This window comes from Spirillospora sp. NPDC047279, from assembly GCF_040643285.1.
Lineage (GTDB): Bacteria > Actinomycetota > Actinomycetes > Streptosporangiales > Streptosporangiaceae > Spirillospora.
On sequence record NZ_JBEYUA010000029.1, the window covers coordinates 1 to 23,827 of the forward strand.

The following is a 23,827-nucleotide window of genomic DNA, read 5'->3' on the forward strand; positions in this document are numbered from 1 at the left end:
ACGCCGCCATCTGGCACAACTGGCAGGTAGGCGCCCCCACCAAACGATCACTCACCGCCTACGACCACTAACCAAATTTCACATCAACGATCTAGCGGCGGCGGGTCGGTTCGTCTCGGCGGCGGTCGATGATCGGCCCGGCGATCGCGCCGGCGATCGCGCAGAGCGGTGGGAGGAGCGCGACGGCCGCCGGGCGGTCGGGGTCGTCCAGCAGGAGCTCGCCCATCAGCCCGATGAGCACCTCCAGGAAGAAGCCGGCGACGAGTCCTCCGATGAGGCCGAGCAGGACCGCTCCGAGCGTTCTCATGTGGATGCGTTCTCCGGGTGGGTGCACGGGGTGGACGCACCGATTGTGGGCGGAGCGGGCCCGGTCGCGGATCCTGCGTGAGGGGGCAATCGGCCTACGCGTCTGGCGCAGGCGGCGGGTGCCCGTCTACTGCGCGAGATGTAGCGGGAGGCGTTCGCCTCAGGGGGTGGGGAGCGTCGCGGTGACGGTGAAGCCGCCGTCCGGGCGCGGGCCCGCGGTGAGGGTGCCGCCCAGGGATTCGGCGCGTTCGGTCATGCCGCGGATGCCGTTGCCGGGTTCGGCGGCGGCGGCATGGGCGCCGTCGTCGTCGACCTGGATCCGGACCGAGCCGGGCTCGTAGCGGATCCGGACCGTCACGGTGGTGGCGTCGGAGTGCTTGGTGACGTTGGTGAGCGACTCCTGGACGATGCGGAACGCGGCCAGGTCGGCGTCGGCGGGGAGGGCACGCGGCTCGCCCTCGATCTCGGTGCGGACGCGCGGGCCGACGCCGCGTTCGGTCAGCTCGGCGAGGCGGTCCAGGCCGGGGGCCGGCGTGACCGGCGCGGCCTCGTCCACCTGGCGGAGCACCCCGAGGGTGGCGCGCAGTTCGCGCAGCGTCTCCTTGCTGGTGTCCTTGATCGCGGCGAGCGCCTCGGTGGCGCGGTCGGGGTCCTTGCCGTGCAGGGCGGCGCCGGCCTGCACGTTGATCAGTGAGATGTTGTGGCCGAGGACGTCGTGCAGCTCGCGGGCGATGCGCAGGCGTTCCTCGGTGGCGCGGCGCCGCGCCTCCTCCTCGCGGCCGCGTTCGGCGGCGGCCTCGCGCAGCTCGGTCTCGCGCAGGTAGGCCCGGCGGTTGTGCGCCACGGCGCCGACCGCGATCACCGCCACGAACCAGCCGGCCAGCAGGTAGAGCGCGGCGTCCGCGAGGTGGTTGACGTCGCTGCGCAGCTCGCCGTACGCGGTGGCGGCCATCGCTCCCCCGCCGGCGACCGAGGCGATCAGCAGGTGCCCGGCGGCGGCGGCGGAGTAGAGCGCGACGACGAACGTCAGCATCATCGGCCCGTCGGGCTCGGCCAGCGGGTAGTAGGCGGCGCTCGCCATGCCCGTGACGGCGACGGCGACGACGGGGTGGCTCCGCCGCCAGACCAGGGCGGCGCAGCCGGCGACCAGCAGCAGCCAGCCGGCGACCGGGACCGGGGCCCGTGCGGACTGCTCGGCCGACTGCGTCAGCGTCGCGCCCACGATCAGGACGAACACGAGCAGGGCGAACGCGACGTCGCCGACCGCGCCGCGCAACGGCCATGACCACCTCACGTCCCAATCCTGCCAGCAAACCCACCCATTGCGGGTCTGCGAGAAGATGTAGTAGAACTACTATCAAATACAGCGGACATGCTGAGGCATGTCGCGGTGATACGAAGAGAGGAGGGACGCGAGCCGATGACCCCGGGCAAGGACGACAAGGAGCAGGTCCACAACCGGATCCCCATGCTCCGCGCCGAGCGCGGCATCTCCCGTCGCGACCTGGCCGCCGCCCTCGGCGTGCACTACCAGACCATCGGCTACCTCGAACGCGGCGAGTACAGCCCCAGCCTCCACCTGGCGCTGCGCATCGCCGAGCACTTCGAGGTCCCCGTCGAGGTCGTCTTCTCCCTGACCCCGTTCCCCCGGATTGGAGCCCCATCATGATGAGCGCGACGCGCAAGAAGGCCCAGGACAGGCGCACCCGGCGGATCCAGGACCTGGACGCCGAGCTGGAGGAGCGCATGAAGGGCCGCTACACCACGCGGCGCAGCCGCCGGACGCTGGCCGGCCTCGGCGCCGCGGTGCTGAGCCTGCTGTGGGTGGACGCGGCCGTGTCGTGGGTACTGGCGCCGAGCGACGCCGCGATGATCACCAACTTCGTGGTCCTGGGCGTCCTGCTGGTGGTCGGGATCCCGGTCGCCGGGCAGCTGGTCGCGACCACCCGGGGCGTCACCGCCAAACGCGAGCACGAGCTGGACGAACGTCAGCTGACCGCGCGCCTCCAGGCGTTCCGGACGGCGCACAAGGGCACCTCGGTGGTCATGCTCGCGGTCGTCCTCGTGACGTCGGTCGCCGACCGGGACGGCCGCGACTCGCAGATCCCCGGGGCCGCGCTCTTCCTGATCCTCTTCGCGCTCCTGGTCACCCACCTGCTCCTGCCGCTGGTGGTGGCCGGCTGGCAGAGCCCCGACCCGCTGCCCGACGAGGACGACGACGTGGCGGGCGCGAGCTGATCAGCGGAGGTCTCCGTTGGTCATGCCGTGCGGCGCGGGCGGCAGCGCGACCAGGCCCATCTCGGCGCGGGTCGAGAGCATCGGATGGCGCGGCACGACGCGCACGCTGTAGCCGAACGCGCCGCTGCGGCCCAGCGGGACCATGCCGAGGTAGCGCAGCAGCCCCTTCTCGACCGGCTCGCCGCCGGTGAGCTCCAGGTAGGACGGCTCGATCAGGGCGTCGGTCTCGTCCACCCGGCCGTAGGCGATCTCCACCGCCACGTCGGAGCGCTCCAGCCCGCCCAGATCGACGACCACCCGGACCGGCAGGTCGGAGCCGACGTGCGGGCTCTCCTCGCCGCTCGACTCGACGTGCTCGACCGCGACGCCCGGCCAGGCCTTGACGACCTTCTGCTTCCACGCCGCCAGGGACCGCGCGCCCGCGTGCTCGTCGGCCGCCATCGCCCGGCCGGACGCCGCCGCGGGCGCGTAGAGGTCCAGCACGTAGTCGCGGACCATGCGCGAGGCCAGCACCTTGGGCCCGAGCGTGGCGACGGTGTGCTTGACCATCTCCAGCCAGCGCCGCGGCAGCCCGGCCGGGTCGCGATCGTAGAACATCACCGCGACGTGGTCCTCGATCAGCTCGTACAGCGCCGCCGACTCGATCACGTCCCGGCGGTCGGGGGCGGCCAGCCCGTCCGCCGACGGGATCGCCCACCCGTTCTGCCCGTCGAACCACTCGTCCCACCAGCCGTCGCGGATCGACAGGTTGAGCCCGCCGTTCAGCGCCGCCTTCATGCCGGACGTGCCGCACGCCTCCAGCGGGCGCAGCGGGTTGTTCATCCAGACGTCGCACCCCTGGACGAGCGACCGGCCGAGGGCCATGTCGTAGTCGGGCAGGAACACGATCCGGTGCCGCACGTCCTCCTGGTCGGCGAACCGCACGATGTCCTGGATCAGCCGCTTGCCTCCCTCGTCGGCCGGGTGCGCCTTGCCCGCGATCACGATCTGCACGGGCCGTTCCGGGTGCAGCAGCGACGCCCGCAGCCGGTCCGGGTCGCGCATCATCAGCGTCAGCCTCTTGTACGAGGGGACGCGCCGCGCGAAGCCGATCGTCAGCACGTCCGGGTCGAGCACGTCGTCGACCCACGACAGCTCGGCCCCGCTGGCGCCGCGCTGCCGCCACGACTCGCCGAGCCGCCGCCGCGCGTCGCGCACGAGCCGTTCGCGCAGGGTGCGGCGCACCCGCCACACCTCGTTCTCCGAGACGTCGCGCACGCCCTCCCAGCCGCGCGCCTGCTCGACCACGTCCGGCACCTCGCGCGCCGCCAGTTCGAGGATCTCGCGGGCCACCCAGGTGCCCGCGTGCACGCCGTTGGTGATCGAGCCGACCGGCACCTCGGCGGTGTCGAAGCCGCCCCACAACCCGCCGAACATCTCCCGGCTGACCTCGCCGTGCAGCCTGCTGACGCCGTTGACGCGCTGCGCCAGCCGCATGCCCATCACGGCCATGTTGAACACGGTGCGGTCGCCGTCGGGGTAGTCCTCGGCGCCCAGTGCGAGCACCCGCTCGGCCGGGACGTCGCGCTCCTCGTTGACGCCGCCGAAGTAACGTTCGATCAGGTCGCGCGGGAACCGGTCGATGCCCGCCGGCACCGGCGTGTGCGTGGTGAACACCGTGCCCGCCCGCACCACCTCCAGCGCCTCGTCGAAGCTCAGCCCGGACTCCGACACCAGGACGCGGATACGTTCGAGGCCGAGGAACCCGGCGTGCCCCTCGTTGGTGTGGAACACCTCGGGCGCCGGGTGCCCGGTGATCCCGCAGTACGCGCGGATCGCGCGCACGCCGCCGATGCCGAGCAACATCTCCTGGAGCAGCCGGTGGTCGCCGCCGCCCCCGTACAGCCGGTCGGTGACGTCGCGCGCGGCCTGGTCGTTGTCCTCGACGTCGGAGTCGAGCAGCAGCTGCGGCACCCGGCCGACCTGCGCCAGCCACACCTGGGCGTGCAGGTCACGGCCCTGTGGCAGGCCGATGGTGATGCGCACCGGCAGTCCGGCGGCGTCGCGCAGGAGCGTGAGCGGCAGGCCGTTGGGGTCGAACGTCGGATAGCGCTCCAGCTGCCAGCCGTCGGGCGACAACGACTGCGAGAAGTAGCCGTGGCGGTAGAGCAGCCCCACACCGATGATCGGCACGCCGAGATCGCTGGCGGTCTTGAGATGGTCGCCCGCCAGGATGCCCAGGCCGCCGGAGTACTGCGGCAGCGCGGCGGTGATCCCGTACTCGGGCGAGAAGTAGGCGATGGCCTCGGGGACGTCCCGGAGGTTCTGGTACCAGCGCGGCGCGGTCAGGTACTCGTGCAGGTCCTCGGCGGTGTCCTGCAGGCGGCGCAGGAAACGCCGGTCGACCGCGAGGAGCGCGAGCCGCTCCGGCGACACCTCGCCGAGCAGCCGGACGGGGTCGTGCCCGACGGCCTCCCAGAGAACGGGGTCGACCGCGCGGAAGAGGTCGAGGGTCTCGTGGTGCCATGACCAGCGAAGATTGAGCACCAGCTCGTCGAGCCGCTGGAGTGGGGCGGGAAGGACAGAACGTACGGTGAATCGTCTGATTGCCTTCACGTAGCGCAACGCTAGGCGCAGAACGGGCCATAACGCGACCCCGGTGGACGATAACGTCACCGGAAGGTCCCTATGTGAGGCGCACGTTACCGCGACGTCGCAAACGCAGGAACGCGGCGGCCGCCACCGCGCCCACGGCCACGCCGAACGAGTTGAACGCCCAGTCCCCCGGGTCGCACCAGCGTCCCGGGTCGAGGGTCTGCACGAACTCCACCACCACGAAGCCGCCCGCGACCGCCGCCGGCGCCGCGACGGCCCGCCGCGTCGCCAGGACGGCGAAGAGCCCGCACGGCACCCACAGCACCACGTTCATGACGTCCTCGACACCGCGCGCGCCGAACGTCCGCACCATCCCCGACGCCCCGGCGGCCGGATCGGCGAGGCAGTTCGCCAGCCGCGCGCCGGTGCCGGGCTCGACGGTCGTCGGCAGGGTCAGGGCCAGCACGAGCCCGGTCCAGACCAGCAGGGCCAGGGTCGGCCGCGGCGCCCAGCCGGTGCGCCGCGTCAGGGGCCGCCAGGCGAGCACCATCGCCCCGGCGAGCACCACCCACAGCGTGAGCGCGTAGACGGCCTGCATGGGCAGGTGCCGCGACACGTCGGGAAGAACCGCCAGGTCGAAAGGGAGCGTCACACCAGGAGAGACGCCACCACCGCCCGCGGGGTTGCATCGGTCCACGGCCACTGGCGGTCACCTGACGGACAGTGTCCGCATTCTCGCCCAAAGTTATCCAAAACTACAGGACGGTAAGGGCCCGATCGCGGGCATGGACGGTTTTGGAAATCGCGAGCGGGTAGAGGTGGCGCATGCGAGTCGAGTCCAGAATGTCCGGCAGGACCGTTACGCCAAAGATCGGCCGCATCCCCATCCTGGACGTCGAACCCGCCCGCACCTGCGCTCCCTGGACCGCCAAGGCCGTCACCGGCGAGACCTTCACGGTGAGCGCGACGGTGTTCCGCGAGGGCCACGAGATGCTCGGCGCCGCGGTCGTGCTGCGCACGCCCGGCGGCGAGGCGCTCCCGCCCGAACGCATGACGCCGCACGACGACGGCACCGACCGGATGAGCGCCGAGGTCACCCCGACCGCCGCCGGCCACTGGCACTACCGGATCGAGGCCTGGGGCGACCCGATCGCGCACTGGCGGCACGACGCGCTCATCAAGGTGCCGCGCGGCCAGGACGTCGAGCTGATGTTCACCGAGGGCGCCCAGCTGTTCCGGCGCGCCGCCGAAGGCGTGCCCGGCAAGGACCGCCCGCGGCTCACCCGCCTGGCCTGGCTGCTCACCGACGTGACCGCCGACGCCGCCGCCCGGCTCGAGGCCGCCACCGACCCGGACGTGCTCGACCTCCTCGACCGGCATCCGCTGCGCGAGCCGGTCACCGAGTCGGAGTGGTTCCCGCTCGTCGTGCACCGCGAGCGCGCGCTCACCGGCTCCTGGTACGAGTTCTTCCCGCGCTCGGAGGGCGCCACGTCCGACCCGATGGGGCGCCGGGGCCCGCAGTCTGGCACGTTCCGAACGGCGGCCAAGCGGCTCCCGGCGATCGCCGCCATGGGCTTCGACGTGGTCTACCTGCCCCCGGTGCACCCCATCGGGACCACGTTCCGCAAGGGCCCCAACAACACCCTCGACGCCGGCCCGTACGACCCCGGGTCGCCGTGGGCGATCGGCTCGCCGGAGGGCGGCCACGACGCCGTGCACCCCGACCTCGGCACGCTCGACGACTTCAAGGCGTTCGTCGAGGCGGCCGCCGACGCCGGCCTGGAGGTCGCGCTCGACCTGGCGCTCCAGTGCTCCCCCGACCACCCCTGGGTCGAGGAGCACCCCGAGTGGTTCACCACCCGCGCCGACGGCACCATCGCCTACGCCGAGAACCCGCCCAAGAAGTACCAGGACATCTATCCGCTCAACTTCGACAACGACCCCGAGGGCATCTACGCCGAGGTCATGCGCGTCGTCCGGCACTGGATGGACCACGGCGTGCGGATCTTCCGCGTCGACAACCCGCACACCAAGCCGGTGCCGTTCTGGGAACGGCTGCTGGCCGAGATCGCCGGGACCGACCCGGACGTGATCTTCCTCGCCGAGGCGTTCACCCGGCCCGCGATGATGCACACCCTCGCCAAGATCGGGTTTCACCAGTCGTACACCTACTTCACGTGGAAGAACTCCCAGTGGGAGCTGGAGGGGTACTTCCGCGAGCTGGCCGGGCCCGCCGCCGCCTACATGCGGCCCAACGTCTTCGTCAACACACCCGACATCCTCAACGAGTACCTCGTGCACGGCGGCCGCCCCGCGTTCGAGATCCGGGCGATCCTGGCCGCCCTGCTGTCCCCGACCTGGGGTGTCTACTCCGGCTACGAGCTGATCGAGCACACCCCCGTCCGCCCCGGCAGTGAGGAGTACCGCGACTCTGAGAAGTACCAGTTCAAGCCGCGCGACTGGGAGCGGGCCGAACGGGAGGGCGCGAGCATCGCGCCGCTCATCGGCCGGCTCAACAGTTTCCGACGAGCACACCCGGCCCTGCACAGGCTGCGCAACCTGAGGTTCCACTCGGTCGACCAGCACGAGATCCTCTGCTTCTCCAAGCGGTACCTCGACGACGTGGTGCTCGCCGTGGTCAACCTCAATCCCCATCAGGCCCGCGAGGCGACCGTCCATCTCGACCTGCTCGCCCTGGGCCTGGCAGCCGACGCGGAGTTCGCCGTGACCGACGAGCTCTCCGGCGAGACCTACACCTGGCACCAGGCGAACTACGTACGCCTCGACCCTCATGTCCAGCCGGCCCACATCTTCACGCTCCGGAGAAACGCGAGTTGAGCAACCCCCGACCGTCATCACCAGGGCAAGTACCCAAAGACGAACCGATCCCCGAGATCCCGCCCGAAGCGATCCCCGTTCCCTCCGAACCCGTCCCGGACTCGTTCAGCCCGGGGACGCCGCGCGACCCGCACTGGTACAAGACCGCCGTCTTCTACGAGGTGGCGGTGCGCAGCTTCCACGACTCCGACGGCAACGGCGTCGGCGACCTGCGCGGACTGATCCAGCGGCTCGACTATCTGGAGTGGCTGGGCGTCGACTGCCTGTGGCTGCTGCCGCTCTACCAGTCGCCCCTGCGCGACGGCGGGTACGACATCGCCGACTTCACCAAGATCCTTCCGGAGTTCGGCGAGCTGGGCGACTTCGTGGAGCTGATCGAGGAGGCGCACGCACGCGGCATCCGCGTGATCGCCGACCTGGTCATGAACCACACCTCCGACCAGCACCCGTGGTTCCAGGCGTCCCAGAACGACCCGGACGGGCCGTTCGGCGACTTCTACGTCTGGTCCGACAACGACGAGAGCTACTCCGACGCCCGGATCATCTTCGTCGACACCGAGACCTCCAACTGGCAGTACGACCCGGTGCGCGGGGCCTACTACTGGCACCGCTTCTTCTCGCACCAGCCCGACCTCAACTACGACAACCCCGCCGTGCAGGAGGCGATGCTGGAGGTCCTGCGCTTCTGGCTCGACCTCGGCATCGACGGATTCCGGCTCGACGCCGTGCCCTACCTGTTCGAACGTGAGGGCACCAACTGCGAGAACCTCCCCGAGACGCACGCGTACCTCAAGAAGGTCCGCAAGGAGGTCGACCGGCTCTACCCCGACCGGGTGCTGCTGGCCGAGGCCAACCAGTGGCCCGCCGACGTGGTCGAGTACTTCGGCGACCCCGGGGTGGGCGGCGACGAGTGCCACATGGCGTTCCACTTCCCGGTGATGCCGCGCATCTTCATGGCGGTGCGCCGCGAGCAGCGTTACCCGATCTCGGAGATCATGGCGCAGACTCCGAAGATCCCCGAGAACTGCCAGTGGGGCATCTTCCTGCGCAACCACGACGAGCTCACGCTCGAGATGGTCACCGACGAAGAGCGCGACTACATGTACTCCGAGTACGCCAAGGATCCCCGGATGAAGGCCAACATCGGGATCCGGCGGCGGCTCGCCCCGCTGCTCGACAACGACCGCAACCAGCTGGAGCTGTTCACCGCCCTGCTGATGTCGCTGCCCGGCTCGCCCGTGCTCTACTACGGCGACGAGATCGGCATGGGCGACAACATCTGGCTCGGCGACCGCGACGCCGTCCGCACACCGATGCAGTGGGAGCCCGACCGCAACGCGGGCTTCTCCAAGTGCGACCCGGCCCGGCTGTACCTCCCGGTCATCATGGACCCGATCTACGGGTACCAGGCCGTGAACGTCGAGGCCCAGCGCAACAACCCCGGCTCGCTGCTGCACTGGACCCGCAAGATGATCGAGATCAGGCAGCGGCACCCGGTGTTCGGCGTCGGCGAGTACGTGGAGCTGGCCGCGTCCAACCCGAGCGTGCTGGCGTTCGTCCGCGAGTTCAACGGCGGCGGCAAGACCGACGCGCAGGGCAACCAGTGGGGCGGGGTCGACCGGGTCCTGTGCGTCAACAACCTGTCCCGGTTCCCGCAGCCGGTGGAGCTCGACCTGCGCCGTTTCCAGGGGTCCACCCCGATCGAGTGCATGGGCGGGGTGCAGTTCCCGGCCATCGGCGAGCTGCCCTACCTGCTCACGCTGCCGGGCCACGGCTTCTACTGGTTCCTGCTGCCCCCGCCGCCCGACGCCCAGGAGACGAGGTGATCTGACCGTGCGGCCGTCCGACCGGCCCGTGACCGAACTGATCGCCGGCTGGCTGCCCCGGCAGCGGTGGTTCGCCGGCAAGGACCGCGCCATCGGCGAGGTCTCCGTGGCCGCCGCCACCGAGCTGCGGTCCGGCGACCCGGCCGTGCACCACCTGGTCCTCGCCGTACGGCAGGACGAGGAGGTCGACCACTACCAGGTGCTGCTCGGCATGCGGGGCCACCTGCCCGAACGGCTCCGGACCGGCGAGATCGGCCGGCTGCCGGGGCCGGACGGGCCGTGGCTCTACGACGCCGCCCACGATCCGGAGGCGTCGCGGGTGCTGCTGGAGCACATCGCGGCGGACGCGGTGGTGGGACCGCTGCGGTTCCGCCGCGCGCCCGGCGCGACGATCGACACCGGGCTGGAGGGCCTGGTCGGCACGGCCGAGCAGAGCAACACCTCGGTGGTGTACGGCGACCAGAGCATCTGCAAGCTCTTCCGGCGGCTCTCCCCCGGCGTCAATCCCGACCTCGAGGTCAACCTCGCGCTGTCGGCCGCCGGGTCCGAGCACGTTCCCGCCGTGCACGGCTGGATCGAGCTGGATCCCGCCGGGCCGCTCTCCGGAGGGGGCTCGCGGGCGCCGGCCGCGGCCGCGTCCTCGGCCGAGGAGTGGGCCGAGGAGGGGGCCGAGGAGGGGGCCGAGCCCACGACGCTCGCGCTGCTGTCGGAGTTCCTGCGCACCGGCACCGACGGCTGGCAGCTCGCGGTGACGAGCGTCCGCGACTGGTTCGCGCGCACGCTTCCCGCGGGCGTCACGCCGGACCCGGGCACCGCCGGCGGCGACTTCGCGGCCGAGTCCGAACGGCTCGGGGCCGCGACGGCGGCGGTGCACCGCGATCTGGCGTCGGCGTTCGGGGAGGTGCCGCAGACCGCCGCCGCCGTGCGCGCGGCGGCCGGCGACATGCACCGGCAGCTGGCCGAGGTGCGCCGGGACGTCCCCGACCTGGCGCCCTTCTCCGCCGCCATCGGCGCGGCCTTCGACGACCTGGCCGCCCTGGGCGCGCTGCCGCCGTTCCAGCGTGTCCACGGCGACCTGCACCTCGGCCAGGCCATGCGGACCGACGGGGGGTGGGTGCTGCTCGACTTCGAGGGCGAGCCGGCCCGGTCCCCCGGCGAACGCCGGGCACTGTCGCATCCGCTGCGGGACGTGGCCGGGATGTTGCGTTCCTTCGAATACGCGGCGCGCTTCCTGCTCGCCGACGCGGAGAGCCTGTCCCCGGAGGGCGCGCGCGAACTCGAATTGCGCGCGCACTCCTGGGCGAAGCGTAACCGCACGGCATTCTGCCGCGGCTATGCGGAGGCCGGCGGCGCCGACCCGGTGGCGCACTCGGCCATCGTCAAGGCATTCGAACTCGACAAGGCGGTGTACGAGGTCCGATATGAAGCGCGCAATCGGCCGTCATGGCTGCACGTGCCCCTTCGTTCGCTCGCGCATCTGGCCGCCTGACCGTGGCCGGACGGACACGGATCGCCGTCCACTCGCACCGGCGATCCGTTTTCCGTCGGCCATTCAGGGCCTTGCTCAGTGCCTGCCGGGCGTCCGCCTGAGGGGTGTGACGTTCTCCGCCTGCCCGACCGTCCTCGCGCCCGTTCTCCGCCCGTACTCGTAGGCGACGCTCATGGCGGTGGAGCGGAGCTCGAGCCAGGCGCCGAGGGTCAGGACGACACCGACGGCGAGCGCGACGAAGAACAACAGGTGAATCGGATGCAGTCCCGGATGCGGATCGATGACCTCGGCGACGACGATGCCGAGCGCGAATATCCACGAAGCGCCAGCGACTCCGGTCAGGACCCACCGCTGCGTCCTACGCATGGATCTGCCCTTTCTGTGAATTGTCGCTAGCCCCCGACAGCGGAGATCTTAGTCAGATATGTGACGAATGCGAAAGTCCGGCTTTCAGGTGGGACGTATCCGGCTTCGCGGCGCCCCACGGCGGACATCGGGAGGGGCGGTAATGCGACGGCCGTCGTCACATACCGGCAATTCTCCCGTCATACGACGCCACCTTGACGCCGTTGTGACTTTGCCTGCCCTTTACTATTTGACCGTGTCATTTTCCCAGGTCGGAAGCCTATTCAGGCGCCGCCGCCGACGACCCGGATCATGGTGCGGAACTGGTCCTGGAGGTTCTGCACGTCCCGCTGGAGGCCGGTCACGAAGGCCTCTTCGAGCTGCCGGCGCTGCCCCGCGGACAGCCGGTCGTCGGTCCGGATCTCGTCCAGGACCTGAAGGATCTGCTGGAGCAGCGCGACCGGGGTGGCCTCGGGCTGCACGATCCCCGCCAGGGCCGGCTCGGTCTCCGCACGGTCCCGGGTCACGGCGCTCAGGATGCGGGCCGCGTCCGCGCGCCCGGCCTCCTCGAGCTGCTCGGGGCCGATGCCGAGGACCTTGGCGATGTCGGCCAGGGTCTGCGCGCGGGCCTGGGTCGGACGCCCGTTGGCGTCCAGGCCGCGCTCGATGTCCCGCCACCGCTTGCCGCTGATGCCGATGACCTTCGCCAGCTTCTCCGGCGAACGCGGCGGGATGAGCTCTTCGCGATGCCTGCGGACGAGCTCCGCCTCCAGCGGCGCCCCCGCACTCTCCTGCACCATCGGGCCGCACGCTCCTTCCACCCGCACCCGGTTGAACGGACATGCAGACGATAACAGAAACGTGCAGAGGTTTACCCCGAGTTGGCAAGGGGAATGGACCACTTTAGAGAGTTGCTAAAAGTTGCTAGAAGGTATTGCACCTTCTAGCCGCTGGCCCCTAGGGTCGTTCCCGTGACCGAAACCCCTGTGCAAACGGTCGGCCGGGCCGGCGGCGGCACCGCCGTCATGGAGATCGAGCCGATCCTGCTGGACATCTACAAGGCGGCGGCCGTCCTGAGCCTCAGCCCGCGCAAGGTCTACGACCTCATCTACGCGGGCGAGCTGGAGACGGTGATGATCGGCCGCTCCCGCCGCGTCCTCTATTCGTCGGTGCGCACGTTCGTCCAGAGCCTGCGCCGCCACGACGAGGGCCCGCGGTCCCCGTCGCCGGGCGCGCACCGCGCCGGGGCGCACCCGCCGACGCCGATCCCCGACCCGAGAGAGATCCGATGAAGACCACCGTCAAGGTCCCGGTGGAAGGCCGGGACGTGCAACTGGGCGACCTCCTCTTCGACTCCGCCGGCATCCCGTGCCGGATCACCAGGTTCGACCCGGTCCACGGGCTGCTGCGGGAGTACTTCGGGGAGGGGACCCGGGTCGCCTACCACCGCGCCCGCCCGATCCGCGTCATCACGCCGCAGGACCGCGTCGTCCTGCTGCTCCACCGCGGCGACGTCCGCTGCGACGACCGGGAGGTGGTGGCGTCATGAGGGAGATCTACGTGCACGACCGCGGCGTCGAGGTGCCGGACGTGACCCTGCGCGCCGACGAGCACGAGATCGCGCTCCAGATCGGCAACCTGCGCCTGGTCGGCGCGCTCGCCACCGACGGGGCGCGCGACATCCGCTCCTCCCGCGCCACGCTGCGCCAGGTCGAACGGGCCGCGGGCCAGGCCTGCAAGGCGCTGGACGTGCTCCTCCACCGCCTGGAGTCCGAGCGGCCCGCTCCCTGACCCGGTCGGGGTACGAGCACAGCTCCCCCGACCGTGCGGCCGGACCGTTTCCGGGGGGCTCCGGTCCGGCCCGCGCCCGCCCTCCTCCGTCCGCGCTCACACATCCCGGAGGAGGGCGGGCGCTCTCTACGCGGCATCGAGGCCGCACCACCCTGGGAGCGCCCGAGAGAAACGGGGTCTCGCCCGCTTTGCCCGAGGGGACGGGGACGGGCGAGGCCTCGCGGAAGTGTGCGCTGCCCGTCCCCATTCCCGGACGGGCAGCCGGAACGCCGCACGGGGGCTAGCCGGACGTTTCGCGTTCCACCATCTAGTCCTCCCGGCGGCCACGAAAGGTTGCCGCGATTCCCAGCTTTTTCGGTGCTTTCTTTCCGACCGCGCCGCCGGGCGCCGGCGCCGACCCGCCGCCGGTGGCCGATCCGCCGGCGCGGACGGCGATGATGCGGTCCAGCAACCGCGCGCGAATACGGCGCCGATCCGGCCGGTGACGCCCGGCCTCGGCCGTCAGGACGGCGCGCAGCCGCTCTTCCCTCCGTGACATGTACGGTCCTTCCCCGTCGGAGACGCCCCTCCTCAGTGACAGGGGGTCCGCGCACCGGGCGCCGTCTCCTCGCCGCCGCGCGGGCCACGCGTTTCCAGCGGCTCGAGCCGGCCGGCGAGCAGCCGTTCCAGTTCGGCCGCCCCCTTGGACGTCTGACTCTTGACCGTACCGACCGAAATCCCCAAAATCTCGGCCGTTTCCCGTTCTGAAAGATCGAAAGCGTGGCGGAGGACGACGCATGCGCGTTTTCTGAGCGGCAGGCACTGCAATGCGTCACGGATATCGACCACCGCCGCGACATCCGGACCCTCGGTCCGGTCGACGAGGAATGGCCCGAGCGCCTCGATGCGGCCCCGGTCGCGCACCAGCGATTTGATGCGGTCTCCGGCGATATTCACCAGAATGCGACGGACATAGGCGATGGGACTGTCGGCGCGCCTGATCCGCGCCCAGGACCGCCACGCCTCGAACAGAGCGTCGGCCGCGAGGTCGTCGGCGGCGTCGGGATCACCCGTGAGCAGGTAACCGAGCCGTGCCAGCTCCCGGTGATGCCGCTCGAAGAAATCATGGAAAGAGCGCTGGATCGCCTACTCCTCCCCGACGGACCTGGGGAAATACCGGCGTACTTCGGACCGGATCGGATGATCTTAACAAAGCCATCCGGACGTGCCCATATGTGGTCAGCGGACCCTAGATCATTGTGGCCGGATGCGGACACGCGGCGATCGGCGCCGCCGTCCCCTTTCCCCCCTGCTGACCGGCGAAGCGGTCCGTGACGAGGCCCTTACCACTCGGAGCCGTACGCGTTGCGTAGCCGATCCTGCGCCGCTTACGGGAGTCCTCGCCGGGGGCGCCTGAACATGATGGGCGAACGCGCCATCTAACCATTCAAGACGCCGATCAATTACGGGGACTTCCCATGCATACTCCTGACTCCGTGCGCGCTACGGGGCGCGGCTCGGGGCGCGCAGACGCGGCGCCGAGGGCGGCCTCGGTACAGCACGCGCGTCCCGCAAGCCTCATGTCCGTAAGCGGTCACAGCCGCCGCTGGCCGACCGTCACCGCGGTCGTCCCGACCCTCAACGAAGCCGCCAACCTCCGATGGCTCATGCCGCGGCTGACGGCGGTGGACGAGATCGTGATCGTCGACGGCCAGTCCACCGACGGGACCGTCGAGTACGTGCTGTCCGTCCGCCCGGACGCGCGGATCATCATCGAGCCGCCCACCGGCAAGGGCACCGCGATGCGGACCGGCATGGCCGCCGCGACCTCCGAGATGATCATCATGCTGGACGCCGACGGCAGCATGGACCCCGCCGAGTTCGACTCGTTCCTCGCCCTGCTCTGCCGCGGCTACGACTTCGTCAAGGGCACGCGGTACGGCTGCGGCGGCGGCTCTGACGACCTGACCGGCCTGCGCCGGCTCGGCAACTCCGTCCTCACCGGCCTGGCCAACCGCCTCTACCGGCAGAACTGGTCGGACCTCTGCTACGGCTACGTGGCCATGCGCCGCGACGCGGTCGAGCGGCTCCGGCTCGAGTCGACCGGCTTCGAGATCGAGACCGAGATGTGCGTCAACGCGGTCCGCGCCGGGCTGCGCATCGCCGAGGTCGCCAGCCACGAGACCGAGCGCCGCCACGGCGAGTCCAACCTCAACACCTGGCGCGACGGCTGGCGCGTGCTCAAGACCATGGTCCGGCTGCGCTTCGCCAAGCCGCTGGCCACCGAGGCCGGTCCGCCCGCCGCGGAACCCGTGCCGATCCACATCCAGGCGGCGGCCTTCAGCCCGACCGGCACGGAGTAGGGACCTCGGCACGTGAAGATCTCCATCGTCCGCCCGCGTGACCTCGGCGAGGCCGAGGTCAAGCGATGGCGTGATCTCCAACTGACCGACCCCGCCCTGGCGAGCCCGTTCCTCTCCCCCGAGTTCACCATCGGCGTCGGCCTGTTCCGGGACGACGTCCGGGTGGCGGTCGTGGAGGACGGCACCGAGACCGTCGCGTTCTTCCCGTACGAACGCGGCGGCCTGGGCACCGGCCATCCGGTCGGGTTCGGCCTGACCGACCTGCAGGGCATCGTGGCCCCGCCCGGCCTGGGGCTGGACGCGCGCGTCCTGCTGCGGGCCTGCGGCCTCGGCGTCTGGGACTTCGATCACCTGCTGGCCCACCAGGCGACGTTCGCCCCGTTCCACGCCGTGCGGCGGGTCGAGCCGGTGATGGACCTGAGCGGCGGATTCGAGTCGTTCATCGGCGAGGCGCGCAAGGCCGCGCCCAAGACGCACAAGACCATCAAGTACAAGGAGCGCAAGCTCGGGCGCGATGTCGGCGAGGTGCGCTACGTCTTCGAGTCCGACGACCCGGCCGAGCTTCGCCGGCTCATGGACTGGAAGTCCGACCAGTACACCCGCACCGGCCGGACCGACCGGTTCGCCCGCCCCTGGATCGTCAAGCTCGTCGAGCACTTCCACACGACCGGCTTCGGCGTGCTGAGCGTGCTGTACGCGGGCGACGAGCCGGTGTCGGCCCACTTCGGGCTACGCAACGGGCACGTCATGGCGGGCTGGTTCCCGGCCTACGACACCCGGTTCGGCAAGTACTCCCCCGGCATGATCGGGCACATCCACCTCGCGGCGGGATGCGCCGCCAACGGCATCACCGAGATCGCGATGGGCCGCGGCGGCAAGGAGTTCAAGGTGGGCTTCACGAGCCGCGAGATCCCCATCGCCGAGGGCCGGGTCGCCCGCCGCACCGCCGGCGCCGCCCTGCACTGGACGCGCACCACCCCGCTCAACAGGGCGCGCGGCGCCGTCCTGGACAACCCGGCGCTCTACAAGCGCGCCGACCGGGTGCTCAAGACCTACGCGCGCCTGAGGGGGCGGACCAGATGACCCACTCCGGCGACGGCAACGGCGTGACGTTCTCGGTGGTGATCTGCGCCTACACCGACAAGCGTTGGGACGACGTGCACGCGGCGGTGGCCTCGGTGCGGGCGCAGCGGCGCGCGCCCACGGAGATCATCGTGGTGGTCGACCACAACCCGGCGCTGCACGCGCGCCTGCGGCGGTCGCTCACCGGCGTCACCGTGGTGGAGAACCGCGAGGGCCGCGGGCTGTCCGGCGGCAAGAACACCGGCGTCGCGGTGGCGACCGGCGACGTGGTCGCGTTCCTGGACGACGACGCGGTCGCCGCGCCGGGCTGGCTGGAGGCGTTCGCGCGCCACTACGACGACCCCGCGGTGGCGGGCGTCGGCGGGCTGACCCTGCCGATGTGGCCGGGGTCCACCCCGTCCAGCGCGCTCGTCACGGCGCCCGTGCCCGAGACCACGGGCACCAGGCCCGGCTGGTTCCCCGAGGAGTTCGACTGGACGGTCGGCTGCACCTACCGCGGCATGCGGCCGGGCCTGATCCGCAACCTGATGGGCGGCAACGCCTCGTTCCGCCGCGAGATGTTCCCGGTCGCGGGCGGATTCGCCACCGGCATCGGGCGCAGCCACCACAAGCGGCCGCTGGGCTGCGAGGAGACCGAGTTCTGCATCCGGCTGCGGCAGCGCAGCCCCGAGTCGGAGCTGGTCTACGACGACCAGGCCGTGATCTGGCACCGGGTGCCGCGCGAGCGGGCACGGTTCTCCTACTTCCGCGAACGCTGCTACGCCGAGGGCCTGTCCAAGGCGCTCGTCACGCAGAGCGTCGGCAGCGAGGACGGGCTGGCCAGCGAACGTTCGCACGCCCTCAAGACGTTGCCGCGCGGCGCCGTCAAGGGCGCCGGCGACGCCGTCCGCGGCGACCTCGCCGGCCTGGGGCGGGCGAGCGCGATCACGATCGGGCTCGCCTGGACCGCGTGGGGCTACGCCGTGGGCCTGGCCGCCGCCCGCCGCCAGGCGCGCCGCGACCGGCGCGCGGTCGCCCGCGGGCGGACGGCATGAGCTCCCCGGGCGGCATGGGCTCCGCGAGCGGCACGAGCTCCGCGGGCGGCGGGATCCCGGTGCTGATGTACCACTCGATCCGCGAGCACCCGCCGCGCGAGACGGCGGGGCTCGCGGTGCGGCCGGGCGCGTTCGCCGACCAGATGGCGCTGCTCGCCGACCGCGGCTTCACCCCGATCCCGTTCTCCGCGCTGCGCGGCGGCGGCGACCTGCCCCGCCGGCCGGTCGTGATCACCTTCGACGACGGCTACGCCGACTTCCACGAGCACGCGCTGCCGGTGCTGGACGGGCACGGGTTCACCGCGACCGTCTTCGTGACGACCGGCTGGCTGGCCGACGCCGGCGCCGACGCGGCCGGGCGGCCGCTCGACGCCATGCTCTCCTGGGCGCAGGTCGGCGAGGCGACCGCGCACGGCATCGAGATCGGCGGCCACAGCCACAGCCATCCGCAGCTCGACCAGCTCGGCGACGCCGCGCTGCGCGACGAGCTGACCCGCAACCGCGGCCTGCTCGAAGACCGGCTCGGCCGCCCGGTGCGCACCATGGCCTATCCGTTCGGTTACTCCAGCGTGCGGGTCCGGCGTGCGGTCCGGGCGGCAGGGTATGACGCCGCGTGCTCGGTCGAGAACAGACTCGGTGGCGTCGACGACGTGCTGGCGATCCCCCGCCTGACCGTCCGCATGTCCACCTCGCTCGGCACGTTCGAACGGGTCGCGGACGGAAGGGGCATCCCCCTGATCTACCTCAAGGACCGCGTGCTCACCCGGGGGTACGCCGTCGTCCGGCGCACCCGGTTCGCCGCGCGGAAGGCGGCGGGCCGTGTCTGATCCCGGGGTGCTGGCGCCCCAGCCCGCGGACGAGCCTGGCTGGCTGCGCCGCGAGCTGTCCAACCCGCTGTTCCGCAACGCCTACGCGCTGGTGGCCAACGGCGGTCTCACCGGCCTGCTCGGGCTGGCCTACTGGGCGCTGGGCGCCAAGTTCTACGCGCCCGACGACGTCGGGCGCAACTGGGCCGTGATCCAGGCGATCATGTTCGTCGGCAGCGTCACGATGCTCAACTTCGTGCTGATCCGGTTCGTCCCGCAGACCGCGCGGAGCACGCGCCCGCTGGTGATGGCCTGCTACGGCATCGGCGCGGCGGCCGCCGCGCTGCTGGCGATCGGCTTCCTGCTCACGCTGGACCTGTGGGGGCCGTCCTTCGACCACCTGCACAACTGGAAGTCGGCCGCCTGGTTCCTGGCGATGGCCGTCGCCTGGAACCTGTGGAACCAGCAGGAGGGCGTCTTCACCGGCCTGCGGCACGCCGGCTGGGTGCCGGTCGTCAACGTCGTCTTCGGCGCGACCAAGCTGGTGATGCTGGTCGCGCTGGCCGCGGCCTTCCCCGACAACGGCGTGACGCTCTCGTGGTTCGTGCCGGTGATGATCGCGCTGGTCCCGGTGAGCTTCCTGATCTTCGGACGGATGATCCCCGCGCACCGCCGCGAGAACTTCGGCCGCGGCCCGCGCCCCACCTACCGCGAGATCGCCCGCTACACCGGCGGCGCGTACGTGGGCGGCGCGTTCCAGTACGCCTCGATCAGCCTCATCCCGGTCGTGGTCGCCGCGCACATCAGCGAGACCGCCAACGCCTACTTCCAGATGGCCTGGGCGCTCGGCATGATGCTCGACCTGCTGGCCCTCACGTTGTCGCTGTCACTGACCGTGGAGGGCTCGTTCGACCGCGCCAGGCTCGCCGAGTCGACCCGCGCGGCGCTGCGCCGCACGGTGACGCTGATGACGCCGGTCGTGGTGATCGTGATCGTCGCGGCGCCGTTCGCGCTGGAGTTCTTCGGCCACGAATACAGCGAGAAGGGCGCGCCGCTCCTCCAGATCCTGGCGCTCGCGGTGCTGCCCAAGGCGCTCATCGAGCTCTACATCGGCGTGCTGCGGGTGGAGAACCGCACGCGCCTCATCGCGATCCTCCAGGCGGTCCGGTTCTTCGGCGTGCTGGCGCTCATCCTGGCGTTGTTCGACTCCGAGCACCTGGCCACGATCGGCCTGATCATCGTCGGCGTGAACGTCGTGGTCGCGGCGGCCGTCCTGCCGGGGTTGCTGAGGGCTTCCCGGCCGAAACCTTCCCTCGATACCGAAGGCGGGATATCTGTAGATGGGGGCGGTGGGAGTAGTCATGGGGGGTGAAACACGTGTGACGGTTCGCCAGGCTTCGCAGAGCGAGGGGGGCGCCCCTCGCGAGGAGCCGGCCGCTCAGCCGCCGGTGCCGCAGACCCCCCGGGCGGTACTGGCCGCCCTGGGCGGGATGCTGACCCTCGGCCTCGCGCTCTTCTGGTTGCCGCTGCGCGGCGTCGACCTCGAGGCGATGGACGGCTACGGGCTGATCGGCGTGCTGCCGGTCGCCACGCTGCTCGGCGCGGCGCTGCTGGTGCTGACGTTCATGGCGACGCTCGCGCTCGCCCGGCCGCAACGGCTGCTGCTCGCGCTGCAGATCCTGCTGCTCATCCTCGCGCTGCACGGGGTGACGCTGGCGCTCGAGCCCAACGCGCGGTTCCCCACGGCGTGGCAGACCGCCGGGTTCATCGAGTACGTCACCCGCAACCACGACGTGAGCTGGGACCTCGACGCACGCTTCTCGACCCCGGGCTTCTTCGTGTTCGTCGCGTTCGTCATGAAGGCGGTCGGCCAGAACGACATCGAGCCGATCCTGCGCTGGGCGCCCGCCGTCACCAACATGCTCTACCTGCTGCCGTACGCGCTGATCCTGCGGACGCTGCGGGCGACCTGGCGGGCCAAGTGGTTCGCGGCGTGGCTCTTCATCGCGGCCAACTGGGTCGGCCAGGACTACCTGTCGCCCCAGGCGTTCGCCTACCTGCTCTACCTGTTCTTCGTGGCGATCCTGGTCAACTGGTTCCGCCACCACGACGAGACCACCCAGCGGTCCGGCCGGCGGCGCAGCACCGTCACCCGCGAGCGCCGCGGCGGGCTCTGGCGGATCTACAACTGGCTGTTCGGGCCCAAGGACCCGGGCGAGCTGCCCGCCAAGCCGGTCGGCGTCCGCGAGCAGTCGATCCTGCTGATCCTGCTCTTCGTCCTGATCCTCGTCGGCACCGCCGCGCACCAGCTCACCCCGTTCCTGATGACCGCGTCGTGCGCCGGGCTGGTCATCGTCCGCCGCTGCAGCCTGCGCGGCCTGCCGTTCATCGCGGGCGTGGTGTACGCGGCGTGGATCAGCTTCATGACCGTGGGCTACTGGTCCAGCCGCAAGGGCGAGCTGTTCGGCGGGCTGGGCAAGGTGTTCACCAACGTCCAGCAGAGCACCGGCGGCCGCATCGGCACCGCGGCGGGCGCCACCCAGGACATCCAGCTGCTGCGCATCCTCATCGCCCTGGCGGTGGTGAGCCTGGCGGTGGCCGGCCTGATGCGGCGCCGGTCGCGCGGCATCGACGACCGGGTGGCCCTGGTCCTGCTGCTGGTGCCGTTCTCCTCGTTCGGCCTGCAGAACTACGGCGGCGAGCTCGCGCTGCGCATCTACTTCTTCATGTTGCCGGCGGCCTGCCTGCTGATCGCCTATCTCTTCTTCCCCGCGCCGTTCGACGCGCCGCGGGTGCGCGATCCGAAGGTCAAGCTGTGGCTGGGCCGGCTGCGCACCGGCTCGCGCCGGCACTGGCCCGCCGTCGCCGCGGCGTCGGTCTTCGCGGTCCTGCTCGTCGGCGGCTTCCTGTCGGTCCGGTACGGCAACGAGAAGTACGAGCAGGTGCGCAAGAGCGACGTCAAGGCGTTCGACGTCATGTTGCGCTCGACCGACGGCGCGGTGGGCGTGGTGTGGCTGAGCGCGGAGAATCCCGAGCTGGTCGGCGGCGAGCCGGTCATGCCGTGGTCGTACCGCAGCTGGGAGCGCTTCACCCGGACGCCCGTCGTGGCCAACCGCAACAACCCGGCCGACATCTCGCAGATCGTCCAGCGGCTCAAGGAGCAGGGCCCTGGCGGCTTCTTCGTCACCACCCGCAGCCACGAGGACTACCAGGTGCTCTCCGGCGGGCTGGCGCCCGACTACGCCGTCAAGCTGAGACGGGCGATGGCCGCCTCGCCAGAGATCACCACGGTGTTCGCCGACCGGGACGCGGCCGTCTACCGGCTCAAGAACCCGCCGGCCGAGCCGCGCCCCACCGTGCCGACGACCGCCGGTCTCGGCATGCGCAACTCCCCCTGGACCCCGGCGGGCCTGATCTACCTGCCCGTGCTGCTGGGCGTGCTGCTGGCCCGCGAGCTGCGCCGCCTGCGGCTGCTCGCGCCCAGGCAGGCCCGCCCCGGCGTCCCGGCCGCCCCCGGCGACATGCGCCGGCTCCGTCCGCTCACCGTCCTCGCGATCCCCCTGCTCATCAGCGTGGTCGCGGTCATCATCGAGAGGTTCGTGATCATCTCGTGACGATCGTGCTGGCGCTCCTGCTGTTCGCCGTTCCGGGCGCGGCGTTCTGGTCGCTCATGCGCGGCTTCGACCCGGTCGGCCGGCTGGTCGTGTCCACCGCCGCGAGCATCGTCACCGTCGCCGGTGCCGCGCAGATCCTGCTCATGGCCAGTGCCTGGTCGCCCGGCGCCGGGCTGGTCGCGGTGCTGGTGCTGAGCGGGCTCGTGGCGGGCCTGGCCCGGCTCCACAGGCCGCGCCGGCTGAGCCACCTGGCGATGCCGATACCGCGCCCGCCACGCCCGCCCGCGGACGTGACCAGGCGCGACCTCCCGATCCGCCGCCGCGACGACGACAGTGAGGACTGGCTCTACCAGGACTGACGGCGGCGGAGGGTCGGGAGCGGTGATCGTTCGAAAGGGTCGTCAGAGGTCGATGGAGTAGTCGAGGACGACACGGTCGGCGGGGATGACGATCTCGCGGCACACCTCGAGGACGCGGGCGCGGGAGATCATGCGACGGGTGATGGCCAGGACGGGAACACCGGAGGAGATGTGCAGGGTATCGGCCTCCTCGGGGGTCGGCATGCGGGAGCGCACGGCCTCCTCGACCCGGGTGGGCGGGTGACCGAGGTATTCGAGCTGGGCGAGCGTGCCGCCCGGCCAGGGTTCCCTGTCCGGGTCGGCCACAGGTGTCTCACCGACGACGTCCCACGGCAGGTAGTTGACCGAGATCTGCTGGGGATCACCGCGGGCGAAGAAGACGAACCTGCGTCTCAGCAGCTCGACGCCGGTCGGGAGCTCGAACAGCGACGCGAGGCCGGCGTCCGCGCGGGTCCGCCGGTATTCGCGGTCGAGCCGGTAGTCGGACCAGCCGATGCGCTGGTCGTGGGTGAACGTGGTCGCCGGCACCGCGAGCGGCCGGGCGACCGCGCGGTACCTGTCCATCGCCACCCGCCGCGCGGGCGGGGCGACCTTCACGATCGTGCCGCCGCCACGCCGGGTCTCGATGAGCCCCTCACCTCGCAGGTTGGCGATGGCCTGACGGACGACGATCTCGGAGACGCCATGGCTCACGGTCAGCTCCGACATGGTCGGCAACCGCGAACCCGGCGGGTAGGTACCGTCCCGGATCTGGTCGCGCAGCCTGTCTGCGATCCGGAGGTACGCGGGACGGTCGGGCATAGGCGCCACCTCCCCTCGTCGCGCCACCCGCTATCCGCGGGGGGACGGTCCGCTTACGGACAGCTTGACACCACTTATAACCGAGTAAGACTTGTGTATACGAAACATCCTCCTCGGGGAAAGGACGACCTTGATGGGCGACTTCGAGGATCTGAAGGCGGCCATCGAGTCCGAGCACCCCGGGTGGCTGGTCTGGCGCAGCGACGCCGGACGCTGGTACGCGACCCGGAGCGGTGATCTCACCGACGCCCAACTCCAGGCGGGATACGCGATGACGCTCGCCGCCGACGACGAGGGCGGGCTGCGGGAGTTGCTGATCGATCAGGCCCGCAAGGACACCGAGGGGATCTGATGCCGGAGCGGCATGCCAGGCGGCCCGAT

25 protein-coding genes are annotated in these 23,827 nt (G+C 71.2%); 16 read left to right on the plus strand and 9 right to left on the minus strand.

Going from position 1 to position 23,827, the window contains the following annotated elements; translation table 11 throughout:
• Positions 1-91 precede the first annotated feature (91 nt).
• Positions 92-307 carry a DUF5957 family protein gene (locus ABZ810_RS44465; RefSeq protein WP_358413713.1) on the minus strand — a complete coding sequence of 72 codons (216 nt, stop codon included), beginning with the start codon at positions 305-307 and terminating at the stop codon, positions 92-94.
• A gap of 159 nt (positions 308-466) precedes the next feature.
• Entirely contained in the window at positions 467-1,600 is a 1,134-nt protein-coding gene (locus tag ABZ810_RS44470) for a histidine kinase (protein ID WP_358413716.1), read from the minus strand.
• Between the two features lie 126 nt (positions 1,601-1,726).
• Here ABZ810_RS44470 and ABZ810_RS44475 point away from each other — a divergent pair, with 126 nt between their 5' ends.
• Together ABZ810_RS44475 and ABZ810_RS44480 are read left to right on the plus strand one after the other, a co-directional pair.
• The gene (locus tag ABZ810_RS44475; RefSeq protein ID WP_358413719.1) at positions 1,727-1,975 is read left to right on the plus strand and encodes a helix-turn-helix transcriptional regulator; all 249 of its coding nucleotides are present in this window, start codon (positions 1,727-1,729) and stop codon (positions 1,973-1,975) included.
• Positions 1,972-2,544, plus strand: a complete 573-nt coding sequence (locus ABZ810_RS44480; RefSeq protein ID WP_358413721.1) for a hypothetical protein — start codon at positions 1,972-1,974, stop codon at positions 2,542-2,544. The genes ABZ810_RS44475 and ABZ810_RS44480 overlap by 4 nt, the downstream gene beginning before the upstream one ends.
• On the opposite strand, the gene glgP is transcribed toward ABZ810_RS44480, so the two are convergent.
• Both glgP and ABZ810_RS44490 read right to left on the minus strand, forming a co-directional pair.
• The gene (gene glgP, locus ABZ810_RS44485; protein ID WP_358413724.1) at positions 2,545-5,139 is read right to left on the minus strand and encodes an alpha-glucan family phosphorylase; all 2,595 of its coding nucleotides are present in this window, start codon (positions 5,137-5,139) and stop codon (positions 2,545-2,547) included.
• A 70-nt stretch (positions 5,140-5,209) separates the two neighbouring features.
• The gene (locus ABZ810_RS44490) at positions 5,210-5,770 is read right to left on the minus strand and encodes a VanZ family protein (RefSeq protein WP_358413727.1); all 561 of its coding nucleotides are present in this window, start codon (positions 5,768-5,770) and stop codon (positions 5,210-5,212) included.
• Between the two features lie 173 nt (positions 5,771-5,943).
• Here ABZ810_RS44490 and ABZ810_RS44495 point away from each other — a divergent pair, with 173 nt between their 5' ends.
• The 3 genes from ABZ810_RS44495 (at position 5,944) to ABZ810_RS44505 (ending at position 11,271) form a co-directional block, all read left to right on the plus strand.
• Entirely contained in the window at positions 5,944-7,956 is a 2,013-nt protein-coding gene (locus tag ABZ810_RS44495; protein ID WP_358413730.1) for an alpha-1,4-glucan--maltose-1-phosphate maltosyltransferase, read from the plus strand.
• 71 nt (positions 7,957-8,027) lie between these two features.
• Complete coding sequence (gene treS, locus ABZ810_RS44500; RefSeq protein WP_358413944.1) at positions 8,028-9,782, plus strand: maltose alpha-D-glucosyltransferase; 1,755 nt, start codon at positions 8,028-8,030, stop codon at positions 9,780-9,782.
• Between the two features lie 28 nt (positions 9,783-9,810).
• Entirely contained in the window at positions 9,811-11,271 is a 1,461-nt protein-coding gene (locus ABZ810_RS44505; RefSeq protein WP_358413733.1) for a phosphotransferase, read from the plus strand.
• Positions 11,272-11,346: 75 nt separating this feature from the next.
• Here ABZ810_RS44505 and ABZ810_RS44510 read toward each other — a convergent pair whose 3' ends face one another.
• Together ABZ810_RS44510 and ABZ810_RS44515 are read right to left on the minus strand one after the other, a co-directional pair.
• The gene (locus ABZ810_RS44510) at positions 11,347-11,637 is read right to left on the minus strand and encodes a hypothetical protein (RefSeq protein ID WP_358413737.1); all 291 of its coding nucleotides are present in this window, start codon (positions 11,635-11,637) and stop codon (positions 11,347-11,349) included.
• Positions 11,638-11,900: 263 nt separating this feature from the next.
• Positions 11,901-12,416, minus strand: a complete 516-nt coding sequence (locus tag ABZ810_RS44515) for a helix-turn-helix transcriptional regulator (RefSeq protein ID WP_358413740.1) — start codon at positions 12,414-12,416, stop codon at positions 11,901-11,903.
• A gap of 171 nt (positions 12,417-12,587) precedes the next feature.
• Here ABZ810_RS44515 and ABZ810_RS44520 point away from each other — a divergent pair, with 171 nt between their 5' ends.
• Genes ABZ810_RS44520 through ABZ810_RS44530 form a run of 3 tightly spaced genes read left to right on the plus strand, consistent with a single transcriptional unit; the run spans position 12,588 to position 13,407 of the window.
• A complete protein-coding gene (locus ABZ810_RS44520; RefSeq protein ID WP_358413743.1) occupies positions 12,588-12,908 on the plus strand; it encodes a helix-turn-helix domain-containing protein in 321 nt (106 codons plus the stop codon).
• Positions 12,905-13,165 (plus strand): hypothetical protein, encoded by a 261-nt coding sequence (locus ABZ810_RS44525; RefSeq protein ID WP_358413746.1) that lies wholly within the window; start codon positions 12,905-12,907, stop codon positions 13,163-13,165. The genes ABZ810_RS44520 and ABZ810_RS44525 overlap by 4 nt, the downstream gene beginning before the upstream one ends.
• On the plus strand, positions 13,162-13,407 hold the full coding sequence (locus ABZ810_RS44530) for a hypothetical protein (RefSeq protein ID WP_358413749.1): 246 nt from the start codon (positions 13,162-13,164) through the stop codon (positions 13,405-13,407). The genes ABZ810_RS44525 and ABZ810_RS44530 overlap by 4 nt, the downstream gene beginning before the upstream one ends.
• A 307-nt stretch (positions 13,408-13,714) precedes the next feature.
• On the opposite strand, the gene ABZ810_RS44535 is transcribed toward ABZ810_RS44530, so the two are convergent.
• Both ABZ810_RS44535 and ABZ810_RS44540 read right to left on the minus strand, forming a co-directional pair.
• Positions 13,715-13,945, minus strand: a complete 231-nt coding sequence (locus ABZ810_RS44535) for a hypothetical protein (protein WP_358413752.1) — start codon at positions 13,943-13,945, stop codon at positions 13,715-13,717.
• A gap of 32 nt (positions 13,946-13,977) precedes the next feature.
• Positions 13,978-14,529, minus strand: a complete 552-nt coding sequence (locus tag ABZ810_RS44540; RefSeq protein ID WP_358413946.1) for a SigE family RNA polymerase sigma factor — start codon at positions 14,527-14,529, stop codon at positions 13,978-13,980.
• 437 nt (positions 14,530-14,966) lie between these two features.
• Here ABZ810_RS44540 and ABZ810_RS44545 point away from each other — a divergent pair, with 437 nt between their 5' ends.
• From ABZ810_RS44545 to ABZ810_RS44575, 7 genes are all read left to right on the plus strand, one after another.
• A complete protein-coding gene (locus ABZ810_RS44545; RefSeq protein WP_358413755.1) occupies positions 14,967-15,749 on the plus strand; it encodes a glycosyltransferase family 2 protein in 783 nt (260 codons plus the stop codon).
• Between the two features lie 12 nt (positions 15,750-15,761).
• A complete protein-coding gene (locus ABZ810_RS44550) occupies positions 15,762-16,832 on the plus strand; it encodes a GNAT family N-acetyltransferase (RefSeq protein WP_358413757.1) in 1,071 nt (356 codons plus the stop codon).
• Complete coding sequence (locus tag ABZ810_RS44555) at positions 16,829-17,866, plus strand: glycosyltransferase family 2 protein (RefSeq protein WP_358413760.1); 1,038 nt, start codon at positions 16,829-16,831, stop codon at positions 17,864-17,866. The genes ABZ810_RS44550 and ABZ810_RS44555 overlap by 4 nt, the downstream gene beginning before the upstream one ends.
• On the plus strand, positions 17,863-18,693 hold the full coding sequence (locus ABZ810_RS44560; RefSeq protein ID WP_358413762.1) for a polysaccharide deacetylase family protein: 831 nt from the start codon (positions 17,863-17,865) through the stop codon (positions 18,691-18,693). Before ABZ810_RS44555 ends, ABZ810_RS44560 begins: the two co-directional genes overlap by 4 nt.
• The gene (locus tag ABZ810_RS44565) at positions 18,686-20,044 is read left to right on the plus strand and encodes a hypothetical protein (RefSeq protein WP_358413765.1); all 1,359 of its coding nucleotides are present in this window, start codon (positions 18,686-18,688) and stop codon (positions 20,042-20,044) included. The genes ABZ810_RS44560 and ABZ810_RS44565 overlap by 8 nt, the downstream gene beginning before the upstream one ends.
• A gap of 76 nt (positions 20,045-20,120) precedes the next feature.
• Positions 20,121-22,286, plus strand: a complete 2,166-nt coding sequence (locus tag ABZ810_RS44570; RefSeq protein ID WP_358413767.1) for a hypothetical protein — start codon at positions 20,121-20,123, stop codon at positions 22,284-22,286.
• Positions 22,283-22,645 carry a hypothetical protein gene (locus ABZ810_RS44575; RefSeq protein WP_358413769.1) on the plus strand — a complete coding sequence of 121 codons (363 nt, stop codon included), beginning with the start codon at positions 22,283-22,285 and terminating at the stop codon, positions 22,643-22,645. The genes ABZ810_RS44570 and ABZ810_RS44575 overlap by 4 nt, the downstream gene beginning before the upstream one ends.
• A 42-nt stretch (positions 22,646-22,687) precedes the next feature.
• On the opposite strand, the gene ABZ810_RS44580 is transcribed toward ABZ810_RS44575, so the two are convergent.
• Positions 22,688-23,446 carry a GntR family transcriptional regulator gene (locus ABZ810_RS44580; RefSeq protein ID WP_358413771.1) on the minus strand — a complete coding sequence of 253 codons (759 nt, stop codon included), beginning with the start codon at positions 23,444-23,446 and terminating at the stop codon, positions 22,688-22,690.
• A 133-nt stretch (positions 23,447-23,579) separates the two neighbouring features.
• On the opposite strand from ABZ810_RS44580, the gene ABZ810_RS44585 reads away from it, so the two are divergent.
• A complete protein-coding gene (locus ABZ810_RS44585; protein WP_358413774.1) occupies positions 23,580-23,798 on the plus strand; it encodes a hypothetical protein in 219 nt (72 codons plus the stop codon).
• The last annotated feature ends 29 nt before the right edge of the window (positions 23,799-23,827 follow it).

Bases quoted from the DNA above. Each gene is read 5' to 3' on its own strand.
- ABZ810_RS44465 (WP_358413713.1), bottom strand. From the start codon at position 307: ATGAGAACGCTCGGAGCGGTCCTGCTCGGCCTCATCGGAGGACTCGTC.
- ABZ810_RS44475 (WP_358413719.1), top strand. From the start codon at position 1,727: ATGACCCCGGGCAAGGACGACAAGGAGCAGGTCCACAACCGGATCCCC.
- ABZ810_RS44480 (WP_358413721.1), top strand. From the start codon at position 1,972: ATGATGAGCGCGACGCGCAAGAAGGCCCAGGACAGGCGCACCCGGCGG.
- ABZ810_RS44495 (WP_358413730.1), top strand. From the start codon at position 5,944: ATGCGAGTCGAGTCCAGAATGTCCGGCAGGACCGTTACGCCAAAGATC.
- ABZ810_RS44510 (WP_358413737.1), bottom strand. From the start codon at position 11,637: ATGCGTAGGACGCAGCGGTGGGTCCTGACCGGAGTCGCTGGCGCTTCG.
- ABZ810_RS44515 (WP_358413740.1), bottom strand. From the start codon at position 12,416: ATGGTGCAGGAGAGTGCGGGGGCGCCGCTGGAGGCGGAGCTCGTCCGC.
- ABZ810_RS44525 (WP_358413746.1), top strand. From the start codon at position 12,905: ATGAAGACCACCGTCAAGGTCCCGGTGGAAGGCCGGGACGTGCAACTG.
- ABZ810_RS44530 (WP_358413749.1), top strand. From the start codon at position 13,162: ATGAGGGAGATCTACGTGCACGACCGCGGCGTCGAGGTGCCGGACGTG.
- ABZ810_RS44535 (WP_358413752.1), bottom strand. From the start codon at position 13,945: ATGTCACGGAGGGAAGAGCGGCTGCGCGCCGTCCTGACGGCCGAGGCC.
- ABZ810_RS44545 (WP_358413755.1), top strand. From the start codon at position 14,967: ATGTCCGTAAGCGGTCACAGCCGCCGCTGGCCGACCGTCACCGCGGTC.
- ABZ810_RS44555 (WP_358413760.1), top strand. From the start codon at position 16,829: ATGACCCACTCCGGCGACGGCAACGGCGTGACGTTCTCGGTGGTGATC.
- ABZ810_RS44560 (WP_358413762.1), top strand. From the start codon at position 17,863: ATGAGCTCCCCGGGCGGCATGGGCTCCGCGAGCGGCACGAGCTCCGCG.
- ABZ810_RS44580 (WP_358413771.1), bottom strand. From the start codon at position 23,446: ATGCCCGACCGTCCCGCGTACCTCCGGATCGCAGACAGGCTGCGCGAC.
- ABZ810_RS44585 (WP_358413774.1), top strand. From the start codon at position 23,580: ATGGGCGACTTCGAGGATCTGAAGGCGGCCATCGAGTCCGAGCACCCC.